The sequence below is a fragment of the Microcoleus sp. PH2017_09_SFU_O_A genome, from assembly GCF_020738625.1.
GTDB lineage: Bacteria > Cyanobacteriota > Cyanobacteriia > Cyanobacteriales > Microcoleaceae > Microcoleus.
On the sequence record NZ_JAEQCF010000022.1, the window covers coordinates 19,193 to 33,011 of the forward strand.

Annotated in this window: 13 protein-coding genes and 2 tRNA genes; 8 read left to right on the forward strand and 7 right to left on the reverse strand. The window is 45.8% G+C overall.

The window, feature by feature from the left end:
- Window positions 1–74: 74 nt before the first annotated feature.
- Together JGK16_RS10895 and JGK16_RS10900 are read right to left on the reverse strand one after the other, a co-directional pair.
- The gene (locus JGK16_RS10895; RefSeq protein ID WP_293190531.1) at window positions 75–1,397 is read right to left on the reverse strand and encodes a Na+/H+ antiporter NhaC family protein; all 1,323 of its coding nucleotides are present in this window, start codon (window positions 1,395–1,397) and stop codon (window positions 75–77) included.
- Window positions 1,397–1,672: a BrnA antitoxin family protein gene (locus JGK16_RS10900; protein WP_293183259.1), complete on the reverse strand. Its 276-nt coding sequence runs from the start codon at window positions 1,670–1,672 to the stop codon at window positions 1,397–1,399. Before JGK16_RS10900 ends, JGK16_RS10895 begins: the two co-directional genes overlap by 1 nt.
- Before the next feature lie 271 nt (window positions 1,673–1,943).
- Between JGK16_RS10900 and yqeK the strand changes: the two genes are divergently transcribed.
- From yqeK to JGK16_RS10930, 6 genes are all read left to right on the forward strand, one after another.
- The gene (gene yqeK / locus JGK16_RS10905) at window positions 1,944–2,582 is read left to right on the forward strand and encodes a bis(5'-nucleosyl)-tetraphosphatase (symmetrical) YqeK (RefSeq protein ID WP_293190532.1); all 639 of its coding nucleotides are present in this window, start codon (window positions 1,944–1,946) and stop codon (window positions 2,580–2,582) included.
- A 138-nt stretch (window positions 2,583–2,720) separates the two neighbouring features.
- Complete coding sequence (rsfS, locus tag JGK16_RS10910) at window positions 2,721–3,155, forward strand: ribosome silencing factor (protein ID WP_293183263.1); 435 nt, start codon at window positions 2,721–2,723, stop codon at window positions 3,153–3,155.
- On the forward strand, window positions 3,152–3,652 hold the full coding sequence (locus JGK16_RS10915; RefSeq protein ID WP_293183265.1) for a CGLD27 family protein: 501 nt from the start codon (window positions 3,152–3,154) through the stop codon (window positions 3,650–3,652). Before rsfS ends, JGK16_RS10915 begins: the two co-directional genes overlap by 4 nt.
- Window positions 3,653–3,818: 166 nt before the next feature.
- Complete coding sequence (locus JGK16_RS10920; protein WP_293190533.1) at window positions 3,819–4,772, forward strand: asparaginase; 954 nt, start codon at window positions 3,819–3,821, stop codon at window positions 4,770–4,772.
- Between the two features lie 214 nt (window positions 4,773–4,986).
- Window positions 4,987–5,063: transfer RNA gene (locus JGK16_RS10925), tRNA-Met, on the forward strand.
- Between the two features lie 70 nt (window positions 5,064–5,133).
- Window positions 5,134–5,210: transfer RNA gene (locus JGK16_RS10930), tRNA-Met, on the forward strand.
- Window positions 5,211–5,440: 230 nt separating this feature from the next.
- Here JGK16_RS10930 and JGK16_RS10935 read toward each other — a convergent pair.
- The 3 genes from JGK16_RS10935 to JGK16_RS10945 form a co-directional block, all read right to left on the reverse strand.
- Window positions 5,441–6,637, reverse strand: coding sequence for a transposase (locus JGK16_RS10935; protein WP_293190534.1), 1,197 nt, complete (start codon window positions 6,635–6,637; stop codon window positions 5,441–5,443).
- A 182-nt stretch (window positions 6,638–6,819) separates the two neighbouring features.
- Complete coding sequence (locus JGK16_RS10940; RefSeq protein WP_293183271.1) at window positions 6,820–7,008, reverse strand: DUF2949 domain-containing protein; 189 nt, start codon at window positions 7,006–7,008, stop codon at window positions 6,820–6,822.
- Between the two features lie 234 nt (window positions 7,009–7,242).
- Window positions 7,243–7,626 (reverse strand): hypothetical protein, encoded by a 384-nt coding sequence (locus JGK16_RS10945; protein WP_293183273.1) that lies wholly within the window; start codon window positions 7,624–7,626, stop codon window positions 7,243–7,245.
- Between the two features lie 605 nt (window positions 7,627–8,231).
- Between JGK16_RS10945 and JGK16_RS10950 the strand changes: the two genes are divergently transcribed.
- Window positions 8,232–11,120, forward strand: coding sequence for a PAS domain S-box protein (locus JGK16_RS10950; protein ID WP_293203069.1), 2,889 nt, complete (start codon window positions 8,232–8,234; stop codon window positions 11,118–11,120).
- Window positions 11,121–11,282: 162 nt separating this feature from the next.
- On the opposite strand, the gene JGK16_RS10955 is transcribed toward JGK16_RS10950, so the two are convergent.
- On the reverse strand, window positions 11,283–11,873 hold the full coding sequence (locus tag JGK16_RS10955; RefSeq protein ID WP_293190536.1) for a rhomboid family intramembrane serine protease: 591 nt from the start codon (window positions 11,871–11,873) through the stop codon (window positions 11,283–11,285).
- A gap of 500 nt (window positions 11,874–12,373) precedes the next feature.
- On the opposite strand from JGK16_RS10955, the gene JGK16_RS10960 reads away from it, so the two are divergent.
- Window positions 12,374–12,751 carry a Mo-dependent nitrogenase C-terminal domain-containing protein gene (locus tag JGK16_RS10960; protein WP_293183279.1) on the forward strand — a complete coding sequence of 126 codons (378 nt, stop codon included), beginning with the start codon at window positions 12,374–12,376 and terminating at the stop codon, window positions 12,749–12,751.
- 547 nt (window positions 12,752–13,298) lie between these two features.
- On the opposite strand, the gene JGK16_RS10965 is transcribed toward JGK16_RS10960, so the two are convergent.
- Entirely contained in the window at window positions 13,299–13,481 is a 183-nt protein-coding gene (locus JGK16_RS10965) for a hypothetical protein (protein ID WP_293156875.1), read from the reverse strand.
- Between the last annotated feature and the right edge of the window lie 338 nt (window positions 13,482–13,819).

Here is a 13,819-nt window from a genome sequence, read left to right on the forward strand (position 1 = left end):
CGACGCAACACAGATGAACACCGATAATTTTAAGAAAAGCGAGATAATGAATGTAAGATATCTCTTAATTTTGGTTAATTTTTATGAGGTGCCTTAGCCAGTTTCAGTTGAATCAAATTAAATAAAGGAATCAGATATAAATAAAACGCATAGGGTATAAAATCCGAATTGACACCCAAGACAGTTGCTGGAACTAATCCGGCAATATTCCAAGGAATTAAGGGGGAAATCACAACAGCGGTATTTTCTAAGTCTACAGCAAGTTGATAATCATCTAATTTTTGTTGGCGGTACTTTGATTCCACTAATTGATGGGTCAAGATAATTGCGATCGTCTGGGTACAACCAAAGGCTGCTGAAAAAATGCTAATTACTGTTGTGGCAAAAAATAAATCTCCTCTGGTTCGAGCTTTATTGAGAGACACTTCCACAAATTCTAAAATTCTGGTGCCGGCAAAAATGCCAGCAAATGCTGTCGAGACAACTACAACTAATGAAACTTTTGCCATAGACAAAATTCCTCCTCCTGCTACAATATCTTTTAAACTAGAAGTTGATTCTAATTTAAATCCTGCGATCGCGAATTGCAGAATCTCGATCGGCGAATAACCTTGAACGAAAAAGGCGATCGCACTTCCGGTAATGATACTAACAGCCATCGCGATTTTGACTTCGACTCGCAGTACACAAAGTATGAGAATTGTCAAGGCTGGCAGCAAAGTTATCGAATTAAGATTGAAGGCTGTGCCTAGTTCCAAAGCCAAATTGTTGCCGGAAAGTTCGACGGGATTTGAAGCCGATAAAATTAAATACAACAAGCTGGAAACGAGCAGCGGTAATAAGCCCGTCACCGCCATATTTTTGAGATTGGTATAAATTTCGGTTTTGGTAAGGATGGCAATCAAAATAGCGCTCGAAGACATCGGAGAACACCGATCGCCCACATAAGCTCCCGCTACAATCGCCCCGGCGATCGGATTCGGATTTACACCGCTGCCGTTGGCGATTATCATCAAAGCAATGCCGATCGTGCTCGCAGCACCAAAAGATGTTCCCAGTAGTACAGAAAAAACGCTGGTTAAGATAAACGCCCAAAAAATGAAATACTGAGGGTCGATCGATTTAATTCCCCAATATACCAGAACCGGAACAGTCCCCGCAGCCATCCACACAGCCATGACTGCGCCGATTAAAAGTAAAATAGCGATGACTGAAAAAGATTTTTGACTGCCAGCAACAGCCATTTTGATTAAGGTTTTTAGCGGAAATCCCCTCCGCAACAAAATGACCGTCAAAATTGCCATCGAAGCTAGAAGCGGAGCAACTATAAAATAACCTTTGATGGCACTGATTAAAAGTAGAATAAATGAGAACGATACAAAAAATAGCAAATCCATTATTGATGGGCTTTCATGTATTCTCGCAGTAAGGTGTTGATCTGGGTTTGATAACCACGACCTTGAGATTTAAACCACTCCAAAACATCACTGTCAATGCGTAAGGTCACTTGAGCTTTAGTCTTAGAGTTGGGCAAACCTCGCCGAACTAATGCTTTCGCGAACATTTCAGGCGTAATTTCAGGGCAATCAAAGAAATCAATATCTTCATCAGTCATGGCATCTAGGCGTTGCCAGTCAGTTTGAGATTTGCTCGAAGTAAATTCGTTGTTCATTGATTGTTACTAAATATTAGACTTCTGGCATAATTATTGTGGAACAGGCATCCTGCCTGTTCTTGACTGTCTTTTTGCCAGATGTCTATGGTAACTACAATTTGTCGTTACAGCCACCGACTTTAACAGATTTTTGAAGGGTTTAGGTAGAACCGATCGCCCCCTTCACCTCTCCCCATCCCAGAAGCCACCGCACCCCTGTCAGCCCTACACCGCAGTCCATTAAAACAAAACGCTAAAATAATAGATCCTACAAGTTGGGAGTTAATATTTGACACTTGCACTCGATCGCGAAAAAGTCCTAGCTTGGCTCACACAGCGCGTTCCTGCCGCCCGCATCACACACATCCTCGGAGTCGAACAGACAGCAGGAGACTTGGCTCGCCATTACGGCCTCGACGAAGCAAAAGCTCGATCGGCAGGACTGCTGCACGACTTGGCAAAATACTTCAAACCCCAAATGCTGCTGCAAATGGCTCAGAAGGAAGGTTTAGAGTTAGACTCAGTGTTGGAAGCACACCCGCATTTGCTGCACGCAGACGCGAGCGCGATCGTCGCTAGAGACGAATTCGGGGTGGTCGATCGAGAAATTTTGGACGCAATCGCCAATCATACCCTCGGCAGACCAAACATGAGCCAGCTCAGTTGTACCGTATTTATAGCAGACACTATAGAACCCAGCCGCGGCAACACAGCCGAACTAGAAGCACTGCGCGAGACAAGCGTCCAAAATCTTTATGCAGCCGTGTGGCAAACTAGCGATCATTCTCTCAAATATTTGCTAGAAACTCGCTGCTACATTCACCCGCGCACCGTACTTACGCGGAATTGGGCGCTGCAAACGGCCCGCGCCCAATCGCCCGAAATAGGAAAATCGACGGGAAAGTCGATCGAACAAATCACAAGTTAAACGTAAAATTTACCAGCAATCCTGTACTTACTTTTGGCTTGAATTTAACTCCTATTTCCAGTCTCAAACTGCCAACAACCGAAAGCCAATAGCGCACCAATTCCCCCTTACCGTATCAATTAGGAACTTAAACACTTAATGTCAGATCTAACCCAACTCGAATACTCCCGGGCCCAGTCCACAGTAACCGACGCCACCATCCCAGACGAAGCCCGCGGCCTGATATTGACCGCTGCACAAGCTGCCGATGACCGCAAAGCAGTTGATATTGTATTGCTGGGCGTCGCAGAAGTATGCTATCTCGCTGACTACTTTGCGATCGTCACCGGATTCTCCAACGTCCAGGTACGAGCCATCTCCCAAGCCATCGCCGACCAAGTAGAAGAAGAATGGGGACGCTTACCGCTGCGTACACAAGGGCTATCAGACGCCAGTTGGGTCGTCATGGACTACGGCGACGTGATTATCCACATCTTGAAACCTCAAGAGCGCGAATTTTACAATTTAGAAGCGTTCTGGGGACACGCCGAACGCATTGAATTTTCCACCGCGCCGAGAGGATCGCTAATGTGAAAGACACTTCTGTTTCTATTTGTCCTGTTCCCCAGGAACAACGCCCGGTTAATGAATATCAAGAACTTACAGAATCCTGGTTTTTTAGCTGGGTAACTCTCGATTTGCCCGCATATCTGGCAAAACTTGCTTGGGTATGGGGTTGGAGTTGCTTGGTATCCGGGCCCTTAGCAGCAGCCAGCTTTGCTCCGCTGAAGTATCCAGTTCAGTTTGCCCTGTGCGCTGCCGCTGGTGCCGGTTTTATTCTAGGATTAGCTTTGCTGCGGCTTTACTTGGGTTGGTTCTACGTGCGATCGCGACTTTCCAATCCCACAGTCGTCTACGAAGAGTCTGGCTGGTACGATTGTCAATCTTGGCCTAAAACTCCCGAAGTTTTAGCTCAAGACCAATTGATAGTCAACTACGAACTAGAACCAATTCTCAGGCGTCTGCGGCAGACATTTTATGGTTTGACAGTATTGCTGGTTGGCGGGGGACTAATTTGGAGTTTTGTGTAATCGTTCATGGTAAAAGGGAAGTTTTGAGTCGTAGGGGCGGCGCAGTTTTCTGCCCGCCCGATAGTTTTGAGTTACAAACAATCACCAAAAGATTAACTTCACAACTGGCAACTCAAGACTTCTTTCACCCCAATCTAAAATCTAAAATCTAAAATCTAAAATTGATATGACAAGGGGAAAACGAACCCAAGCTCCCGAACTCGAAGTCACACTGCTGCGCGAAGGTATTCCGGAATCGAAGCACCGCGCCCAAGCCGCTGTTTGCGACAAACGCGGCCGCGTTCTTTCCGTTGCCGGTAACTCGGAAACGGCGACATTTGTCCGTTCTTCACTCAAACCTTTTCAAGCTTTGGCTGTGACGGCGACGGGATCTTTAGAGCGCTACGAATTGACCGATCGAGATTTAGCGATTATTTGCAGTTCTCATCAAGGTACGATCGAGCAATCGCGGCAGGTATTTAACGTCCTGTGGCGCTGCGACATTGACCCCTCTAAACTTCAATGCCCCATTCCCGAAGGCAAAAAGAGCGCCCTGCAATACAACTGTTCTGGCAAACACGCCGGAATGCTAGCTGTCTGTCAGCAACTGCACTGGCCGCTGGAAACTTATTTGCGGCGCAAACATCCCGTCCAGCAGCTTATTTTGGGCAAAGTGGCTGACTTGCTGGCCATGCCTGCCGAAGAGTTTATCAGCGCTCGCGACGACTGCGGCGCTCCTACCTATCTGTTGCAGTTGGGGCAAATGGCGTCTTTGTACGCTAAATTAGCCTCCGGTGACAATGTGGATATGGAGCGGATTGTCCGCGCTATGACTCATCACCCGATGATGGTTGCTGGTGAGGGGAGATTTGACACGGAACTGATGCGCTTGACTCAAGGCGAATTGGTGAGCAAATCCGGTGCTGAAGGGGTTCAGTGTATTGGCCGGGTTGGCGAAGGTATGGGTTTGGCAATTAAGGTAACTGATGGAGGAAAGCGCGCTAAATTTGCTGTGGCGATTCACTTGCTCAAGCAGTTGGGCTGGATTACTGCGACGATCGCCGAAACTCTTTCGGACACTTACCTGACTCTCAGCGATTTTAAGCGTTTGGAGGTAGTCGGCGAAGTTTCGATGCTCTGAGTTGTTCCGCATTACAATTCTCTATCTAGATAACCAGATCAAAAATCCCCTCCCCCTCTCCCCCTCTTCCCCTCTCCCCCTCTCCCCCTCTCCCTATCAGATCGACACTTATTCGCCAATTTCAGCAACCCCTACCACAACCTCAAAAGTTTTTTTGATTGAGGGGTTGCAATTTCCAGAAAGATGTGTTTATATTAGAGAGTAGACAAAACGACGCGGGATAGAGCAGCCTGGTAGCTCGTCGGGCTCATAACCCGAAGGTCAGTGGTTCAAATCCACTTCCCGCCACCAACTTGAAACAAGCCCTGCAATCTTTGAGGATGCAGGGTTTGATTTTTGAGAATAGATAGACAGACAGCGACGCGGGATAGAGCAGCCTGGTAGCTCGTCGGGCTCATAACCCGAAGGTCAGTGGTTCAAATCCACTTCCCGCCACCAAATTCAATCGAACAAGCCCCGGCAAACCTAAAAGTTGCTGGGGCTTGTTTTATGCTGTCTGGAGTTATAGCAATAGGGACACAGCAGTGCTGTGTCCCTATCGCATATTTAGATCTTACCCAAAGGTAAAAAATCAACCTCAACCTCAACCTCAACACTCAACCCTATACTTTTATTTAGACGACCGTTTGTTTGACACTCCCCGGCTTGAACGCGCAGGGATTCTTGGTTCAACCAGTCGGCTTGCCCGTTGATGTCACCACCAATGGGTAGAGGTCGGTCTGTCCCCAAGCGTTAATTCCGGTGTGCCCCACCGTATTTAAATTAATTCCTGCACGGGCTTTCAATCCTTTAGCCAAAATATTCAAAGCTGCATTGGGGTCGCGGTCTAACACCGCACCGCACAGGCAAATATGAGTTCTGACCGATAGGGATTTCTGAACGCGATTGCCACAACTTGAGCAATCTTGGGAAGTGTACCCAGGTGCTACAGCAACTACTGTTTTACCGTACACTTTCCCAAAATATTGCAACCATTGGGCAAACTGTGACCACGCTGCATCGCTAATTGATTTGGCAAGCTTATGGTTCTTCACCATATTTTTCACCTGAAGGTCTTCGTAGGCTACGAAATCGTTAGATTTCACTACGCACAACGCCGTCTTGATGGCGAAGTCTTTACGCTGCCTACTGACTTTTAAGTGCTTTCTGCCTAACTTATTTATCGCTTTCTTGCGATTACTCGATCCTTTCTTTTTCCGAGAAACTCGTTTCTGCAACCGCTTTAAAGCTTTTTCACTTTTACGCAAATGCCGAGGATTAGGAGCTGTTGCCCCTGTACTATCGGTGTAGAAATGGTTCAATCCCACATCTATGCCAATCGTTTTCCCCGTAGGAACTATTTCTTCTGTTCGCTCTACATTGATACAGAACTGAGCGTAGTAACCATCGGCTCGACGAATTACTCTGACTCGTTTAATCTCAGTAGGTGCATAGAAGTGCAAGTCTCGACTACCGAGTAACCTAAAGGTACCCGCCGCAAAACCGTCCGTGAATGTTAGACATTTTTTGTCGATCGAAAGCGCCCATCCGGAAGTTTTGTATTCTACGGAGTGAGTGTTTTTTTTGAATTGTGGGTATCCTTTTTTTCCTGGTTTCTTAGCTTGGCAATTAGAAAAGAAACGTTGAATAGCAAAAATGGCACGCTCAGCCGAAGCTTGACGCGCCATTGAGTTAAGTTTTCCGGCCCATTCAAACTCTTTCGCCATGATGGCGCATTGTTTGTATAAATCCGATAGTTTAACTCTGGAATTGTCGATCCAATATCTGAGAGCTTTGTTTCGGACAAACTGAGCTGTGCGGATCATTTCGTCTACGATCCGGTATTGCTGTGGCTTGCCTTTTAACTTGAACTCTAGTACAATCATGGAATTATTCTATGACGCTTATGGGCAATTGTAGCTATAAACTTGATTGGAAAGTAATCTTTAGACTTTGAATTCAAGCCGTCCTATAATGACGGGGTTCTAGACCCAATCTTTTGGTAAGCTTTATTTCTCACAAATCTGGAATCAGATATCCATATTTTAAAATTCGGAATTTTAAATTATTAAGCCGACTGAGTTTCCAGCCAATCAAAAATCAGGTCTAACTGTTCCAAGGTAACTAACCCGTACTGCCACAGAACCATCGGCAGTTGGCCGGCATCTTGTTCATCGTGTCTCAGAGCAACGGCGATCGCAGAATTCGATATCGCCAACTCCCCCCGCAAATAATCGATTAGTTGAGCCTTTCCCATGACCTTCACCGCCAGTTTTATGCGCTATTGTAAAGATACGTATCTAATTGGGATGCGTCTGATGTTTAATAGCCCCAATTGTAGATTGAGAATAAAGACTCTCCTGTGATGGAAGCCGCACAAAACTTGTGATAAAATTCAGAGAAACGAGCGATCGCAGTCACAAGAGCTTATAGCCTCAAAAATCGGGCTGTGCGATCGCTCGTTTGCTTGACATCAATTCATTCAAAATTGCTAAAGTCCTAGCTGAAGCTGAACTCCAGCTCCTGTACCACTGTCGTTGGGTTGGAGAGGAACGGGATTTCCTTGGCGCTGGGCGTCGGAAGGAGTAGTGATAAATTCCAATTCGGGGCCGATTTTGAGGCGAAATGTATCCCCCAAGCTGCGCTGCCGAATAGCAGCATTAGCCGCCGTTTCTCGTTCACCAATCAAGTTTTGGTAGTCCGAGTCTACGGTTCTGTCCTCCACAGTTCTGAGGGAATCCCCTGATAAAGTCGTTTCTGAATTTTGGGGCGCTGGTTGCAGCCTTTGTTGGGCGATAACCGCCGGGGTCAAACCGATCAAAATTGAGCTCAGTCCGAGAGCAGTGCCAAGAGTAGCAATAACTGCGTTCATCATCCATGCCTCCGCTAGTTGCATCCTACTATACTTATTCTACCCAGCCGGAATTAAGTTGCGCTCTATCAAAAGTAGCTTGTTGTGGAGATATCAAGTGAATTTATTGTAAATATTTATAACTTGCGATCGCGCTCCGACTCTCAGAAACCTGCTTGTTTAGTGCATCTGGCGGATGCAATGAAGTAGACGCGAGAAAAAAAACAGTTTCTGATGCTGGGAGTGCGATCGCAAACTACCCAATTTCAAATGTAAAATCTCAAATAGTATCAGCGCCTACATTCATTCCAGGAGTGATAAGTAAATCCACCTAATTAAACATAAAATATGAATCAAGCTCAAGCTTGCTGTGTCTGTCTTCTTCCTTCTTCCTTCTTCCTTCTTCCTTCTTCCTTCTTCCTTATACTTACTGCATTAATCTCGATCGCCCTGACCAAGCACGCGATCGCGCTAAGATAACGGTGGCAGTCGTTAAAAATTAAGTTACTAGCGGCAGATTCCCAGTTTTTAACAGCACTCTGCCACAGAAAACGGTCTCATTCAAAATCTGCGCTCATCAGGTTGTACTTTACCGAAACTTTGTGGGTTCGTAATATTTCTGCTTCATCATGCCAATCAGACATCTGAGCGACCATATTTTTAAAATGTCGCGCCAAGTGCCAATTCGCCTCGTCCTTGTAGTGCCTTTTGCCATCCAGACTTTCGCTGCGGTGGGGCTGACGGGGTGGCTGTCCCTGCGCCACGGGCGCATAGCTGTCAACGATGTTGCCGCGCAACTGCGGGCCGAAGTCACATCGCGCATCCAGCAACACATTTATAGTTATATCGAAAGGCCGCACCAAATCAATCAACTGAATCTCGATGCCATCCGTCTGGGTATTTTGAACGTGCAGGATGAAGCCAGTTTACTCAGCTACTTCTCCAAACAACTCGAAACCTTTAATACAATTAGCTACATTCAATTCGGCTCCGAACAAAAAATTTTTACGGGAGTTGAAAGGCTTGACGATGGCAATTTGCAAATTCGGATTTCTAATAAGTCTAGTGGCTATAATTTGCACAGCTACACGCCGTCTAAGTTCGGCGAAGCAACTAAGCTTTTAAAAACTACTCCTAACTACGACCCTCGCACCCGACCTTGGTATGTAGCTCCGGTGCGGGCTGGCAAGCCGACATGGACTAAAATTTATACTTATTTTGACACTCCCAAACTAGCAATTACTGCTGCTCAACCCGTTTACGGAAAGAATAATAAACTGATTGGAATTCTTGGTTCTGATTTGACACTCTCTGATATTCATCAATTTTTGGAAAAACTGAAGATTGGTAAATCAGGACAAACTTTTATTGTCGAAAGGTCTGGAGAATTGGTTGCAAATTCAACTCCAGAAGCGCCATTTATTGTGAGCAAAGGCGTTCCACAACGGATTGGGGCAGCGAATAGCAAAAATGTTCTAATTCGATCGACTGCCCGCTATTTGACACAACGCTTCGGGCATTTGAGCAAGATCGATCGTATTTACCAGTTAGATTTTGCGATCGATGGGAAACGACAATTTCTACAGGTGACACCGCTCTCAGACAGCAAGGGCCTCGACTGGTTGATTGTGGTGGCGGTTCCCGAAGCCGATTTTATGGAAGCGATTAACGCCAACACTCGCTACACAATTTTGCTCTGTTTCGGTGCTTTGGTGGTGGCGACGGCTCTAGGATGTGTGACTTCGAGGTGGATTGTCATGCCAATTCAGCGTCTGAGCAAGGCTGCGGAGGCTTTGTCGCGGGGAGAATGGGACTCAATGGCGGTAGATCCCCGCTTGATGGCGTCTGTAGATCGGGAGGATGAGGTGGGTGTCCTGGCTCGCTCTTTTAATACGATGGCAGATCAATTGGAAGAGTCGTTTACTACTCTCGAAGAGCGGGTGGAAGCTGCGATTGCTGATAAAACTCAATTAATTCGCTCTCTGAAACTATCTCAGGAAAAACTCGCTTTTCACCTCTATCAAACTCCTTTGGGGGCGATCGAATGGAATCTCAATTTTGAAGTTGCGGACTGGAATTTGTCAGCAGAAAGAATTTTTGGATTCAATCGCTTGGAAGCAATGGGACGCCACGGAGTAGATCTCATAGTTCCTGAAAATGCTAAGGAGTATGTCAGGCAACTATCTATAACTTTGCTCACTAATCAAGGAGGAATTAGTAGCATTAACGAGAACATTAGAAAGGACGGCAAAATTATTCTTTGCGAGTGGTACAATACGACTTTGGTTGATGCTGAGGGCTGTATAATTGGGGTGGCATCGCTGGTTCAAGACGTGACAGAGTTTCACCGTGCTGTGGATCAGTTGCGCGCCAGCGAGGAACGGTTTCGCCAGTTGGCAGAAAATATTCATGAGGTATTTTGGATTAGAGAACCGAATCAAAAGCACATAATTTATGTGAGCCCTGCTTGCGAGAAAATATGGAATTTAAGCTATCGGAGTTTGCTGTCACATCCGGAGGCTTTTTGGGATGCTATTCACCGAGACGATCGCGATCGCGTTAAGGCTGCCTTTGAAAAACAGGTGCAGGGGGATTATGATGAGGAGTATCGGGTAGTGCGATCCGACGGTTCAGTTTGCTGGGTGCGCGATCGGGCTTTTCCAGTCCGCAACGAAACAGGAGAAATTTACCGTATAGTCGGCATTGCCGAAGACATTACCCAACGCAAACTAGCAGAAGAATTCCAACAAGTCGCTCAAACCGCTCAAGCAGCCAGCCAAGCCAAAAGCTCATTCTTAGCCAATATGAGCCACGAATTGCGAACTCCCCTCAACGCCATTATCGGTTACAGCGAGATGCTCAAAGAAGACGCCGAGGATTTGGGCTGCGAAGATTTTATCCCAGACTTGCACAAAATTCAAACTGCCGGCAAACACTTGCTATCTTTAATTAGCGACATTCTCGATATTTCTAAAATTGAAGCGGGGCGGATGGAACTTTATTTAGAAACTTTCAACCCGGTTAATTTAATTGACGAGGTAGTTTCTACTGCCGAACCCTTGGTAGAGAAAAAATTTAATAAATTTGAAGTTAATTGTGCTAATGACTTGGGAGTGATGTATGCTGACATTACCAAAACTCGTCAAATATTGCTCAACCTGCTGAGCAATGCAGCAAAATTTACCGAAGGCGGGACTATTACCCTGTCCATTGAAAGAGTTAAACATGACAGCTTAACAACTCAAGAAATAGCAGAACCTTCCGATTTAATAATTTTCCGCGTAGCTGATACTGGTATTGGGATTCCCCCCGAACAAATGCAGCATTTATTTCAAGCTTTTATGCAGGGTGACGCCTCAACTACGCGCAAGTACGGCGGCACGGGTTTGGGATTGACTATTAGCCGTCACTTTTGTTTGATGATGGGCGGTGATATGCAAGTTCAAAGCCAGTTAGGTGGCGGTTCGGTTTTTACTGTGTGCTTGCCGGCGCAAGTAGAATTATTAGTAAGCAGTTAGTCTTACTTTTCGGGACGAAATTGTTAAGCTTTTCTGCATTTAAATTTATTTTTTGGGCTGGCAAGGTACGTTGTTGCGCTTCAGCGCTCATTGCTATAGAAAAGAGCGCTGAAGCGCAACAACGTACCTAAGGTCATAATACGATGCAGCATAAGTCTTATCCTAGTTGATTTGCCGTTTCTGCCGCCCCAAAAGTTGAGCTGCTAATACGCCGCCGACAAAGCCAAAGAAATGCGCTTGCCAGGAAACTCCAGGCTGCGAGGGCAAAACTCCCCAGATTAAACCGCCGTAGAAGAAACCGACAATTAAAGATACCATAATAGACGTAAAACTGCGTTCAAAAAAGCCCCGCAATAGCAAAAATCCGAAGTAACCAAAGATTAATCCGCTGGCACCAATGTGCACGGAATTGGGCGCGCCTGTCAGCCAAACTCCCAATCCGCTGATGAGTACAGTAACGGCACTAACTATAAAAAAGTCGCTTACTTCTTGCAACATTATCAGCCAACCAAATGTCAGAAACGGGAGGGTATTGGCGGCTAAGTGAGCAAAACTGCCGTGCAGAAAAGGCATGAATAGGATGCCTTCAAGTCCGTCGATGCTGCGGGGGCGGACTCCGTAGGAATTCAGCGCGCCTCGAAATATGAATACATCGAGAATCTCAATAATCCAGAGGAGGGAGACGAAGCCGCCGAGAATGGCGACGTGGCTTTGCAATTCGCGGGTGATAGATTTGGTTTCTGGGTTGCTCATGGGTGGTGAGGGCGGTAATGCCGATTATTTATAATTGTAGGAGTTTCTGGCCGATTCACGCTCGGGATAGCTACGATTCACGCACGCAGCGACAGTGGGCGCTGGGTTTCAGGGTTTTTTGCAGCGCCGTGCTTATTTGAAACTATTATAACTTTGATTGAAAATTCCGCATTTTCACGCAGGGAATTATTGACCTCGATGCGTCATTATCGTAGAGGAAGTACAAAAGGAGAGTTAACTGAAGGTTGAAGGTTTAAGGTTTAAGGCAGAGTTTTTACCCCATAGATAAATCCTTGGGCTGGCAATGAGGACACTTTTGCGATCGCACACCGTCTCTCAAAAATAATCAGGAACTACTTTTCTCGGATCAAGTCATTAATTCAAGAAGTTTCATCCGGTAAAGCAAAACGAGCTGCTGTAGGTACTTATTGTAGACAAAATCTCGTACAAGCTCTACAAAGAGTTCTTGGCACCTCGTTGTAAAAGAGGAACAGAGAAATATGAACGTATTTGAGAATACACAGTCCGATCGAATTCTGCCAATTTGGGTATGGCATGGCAAAGAAGAAACCCCTGTTAGTGTCGCTACAAATCCTCAACCTTACGGCCACAAGCCGCGCTTTGACTTGTTGAATCCGCTGAAACAGTGGCTTGACAATAGTGCAATTAAAAGTCAAAAGTTAGCTCGGTTTCTGTGCAAGTTTATTCCCAGCCAGTGTCCGTTTGAGCGGGAAGTCAAAATTTGCGATCGCACTTTATTTTACATTCCGCCGCTGTGCAAGTTAAATCCGCTTTACGAGCAAGTGGTGGGGCTGCGCTTTCGTGCTTTGTGTTATTTGGCCGATGAGTGCGGCGAGGATGTGACTCATTATTGTTAATTTTGCAAAAGCCTGAATTTCTAACTCTATTTTATGTGCGCCCTCCCTCTTCCTTGTTGGGGAGGGTTTTTTGGGTTTTGGGGATTAGTTGAAATATGGGCGAGTTGCGATAGACATGGGATGTATACCGCAATACGCCTGGGTTAAAACTGTTTACTCCGAGGAGTTCCCCCTAAATCCCCCTTAAGAAGGGGGACTTTGAGAAGATTCCGGTTCCCCCCTTAAGAAGCTCTGCGTTATAAGGATTTTTCTTAACATTTGAGAGCGAGCGCGAGCGAGGCTATCAAACCCTTATTCCTCGATTGCCAATTCTCAATAAACGCAAGCTGCTTTCAATAAATAAAGTTGTTAAATTGTCAAGGCTTGTGTCACAACTTCTCCTGAAATTTTTGCTGTACAAAGCTTTCAAGATTGTCAAGAAAGATGTTTATAAAGCATAGCTTCTTAAGGCGAGCTAGGGGGGGGGATCTAAGTTTAATACTTAAACAGCAGTCTGTCGATGGGTTTGAACTTAAGTTGCCACCAATGTAACCCACGAGGGAACTCTTTACTTGTCACTTTTGGGATCTTCGGGCCCAGGGGGTACTTCTCCCTTTTGTTGGGCTTCCAATAAAGCCGTTTCCACGAGAAAGGCTATCAGGTTAGCCGTGGATCGGCCTTGTTTGTCAGCCCATCGATCCAAAGCTTCATATACGTAATCAGGAAACGTAACGTGAACGCGCTTGCTCAATGTAAATATTTGTTGGTTTACTAACGCTTTTAATGGTACAAGCTTACGCTCCCGATCGTGTTGTTGCCCTGTTCTTGAAAAGAATTGACACATATTTGGGCTTATTATGTTATAATTCCTCTAATCCAATCAATACACAGTCAAAAGCCAGTCCCCCGCCATGGAAAGCAAGGACTGGCTATGGCTCCAATTAACAAGGAGATACAACTATTATGCCGTATGAGAAACGTCTCAAGCCGTGGATTGTGGTTCGTTTGCTTCCGAACCTGCAAAGGGTCGTTATCGGTCGCTTTCGCAGTTGGTCTGATGCAGAGGGTCATTTGCGTGCGATCAAATAA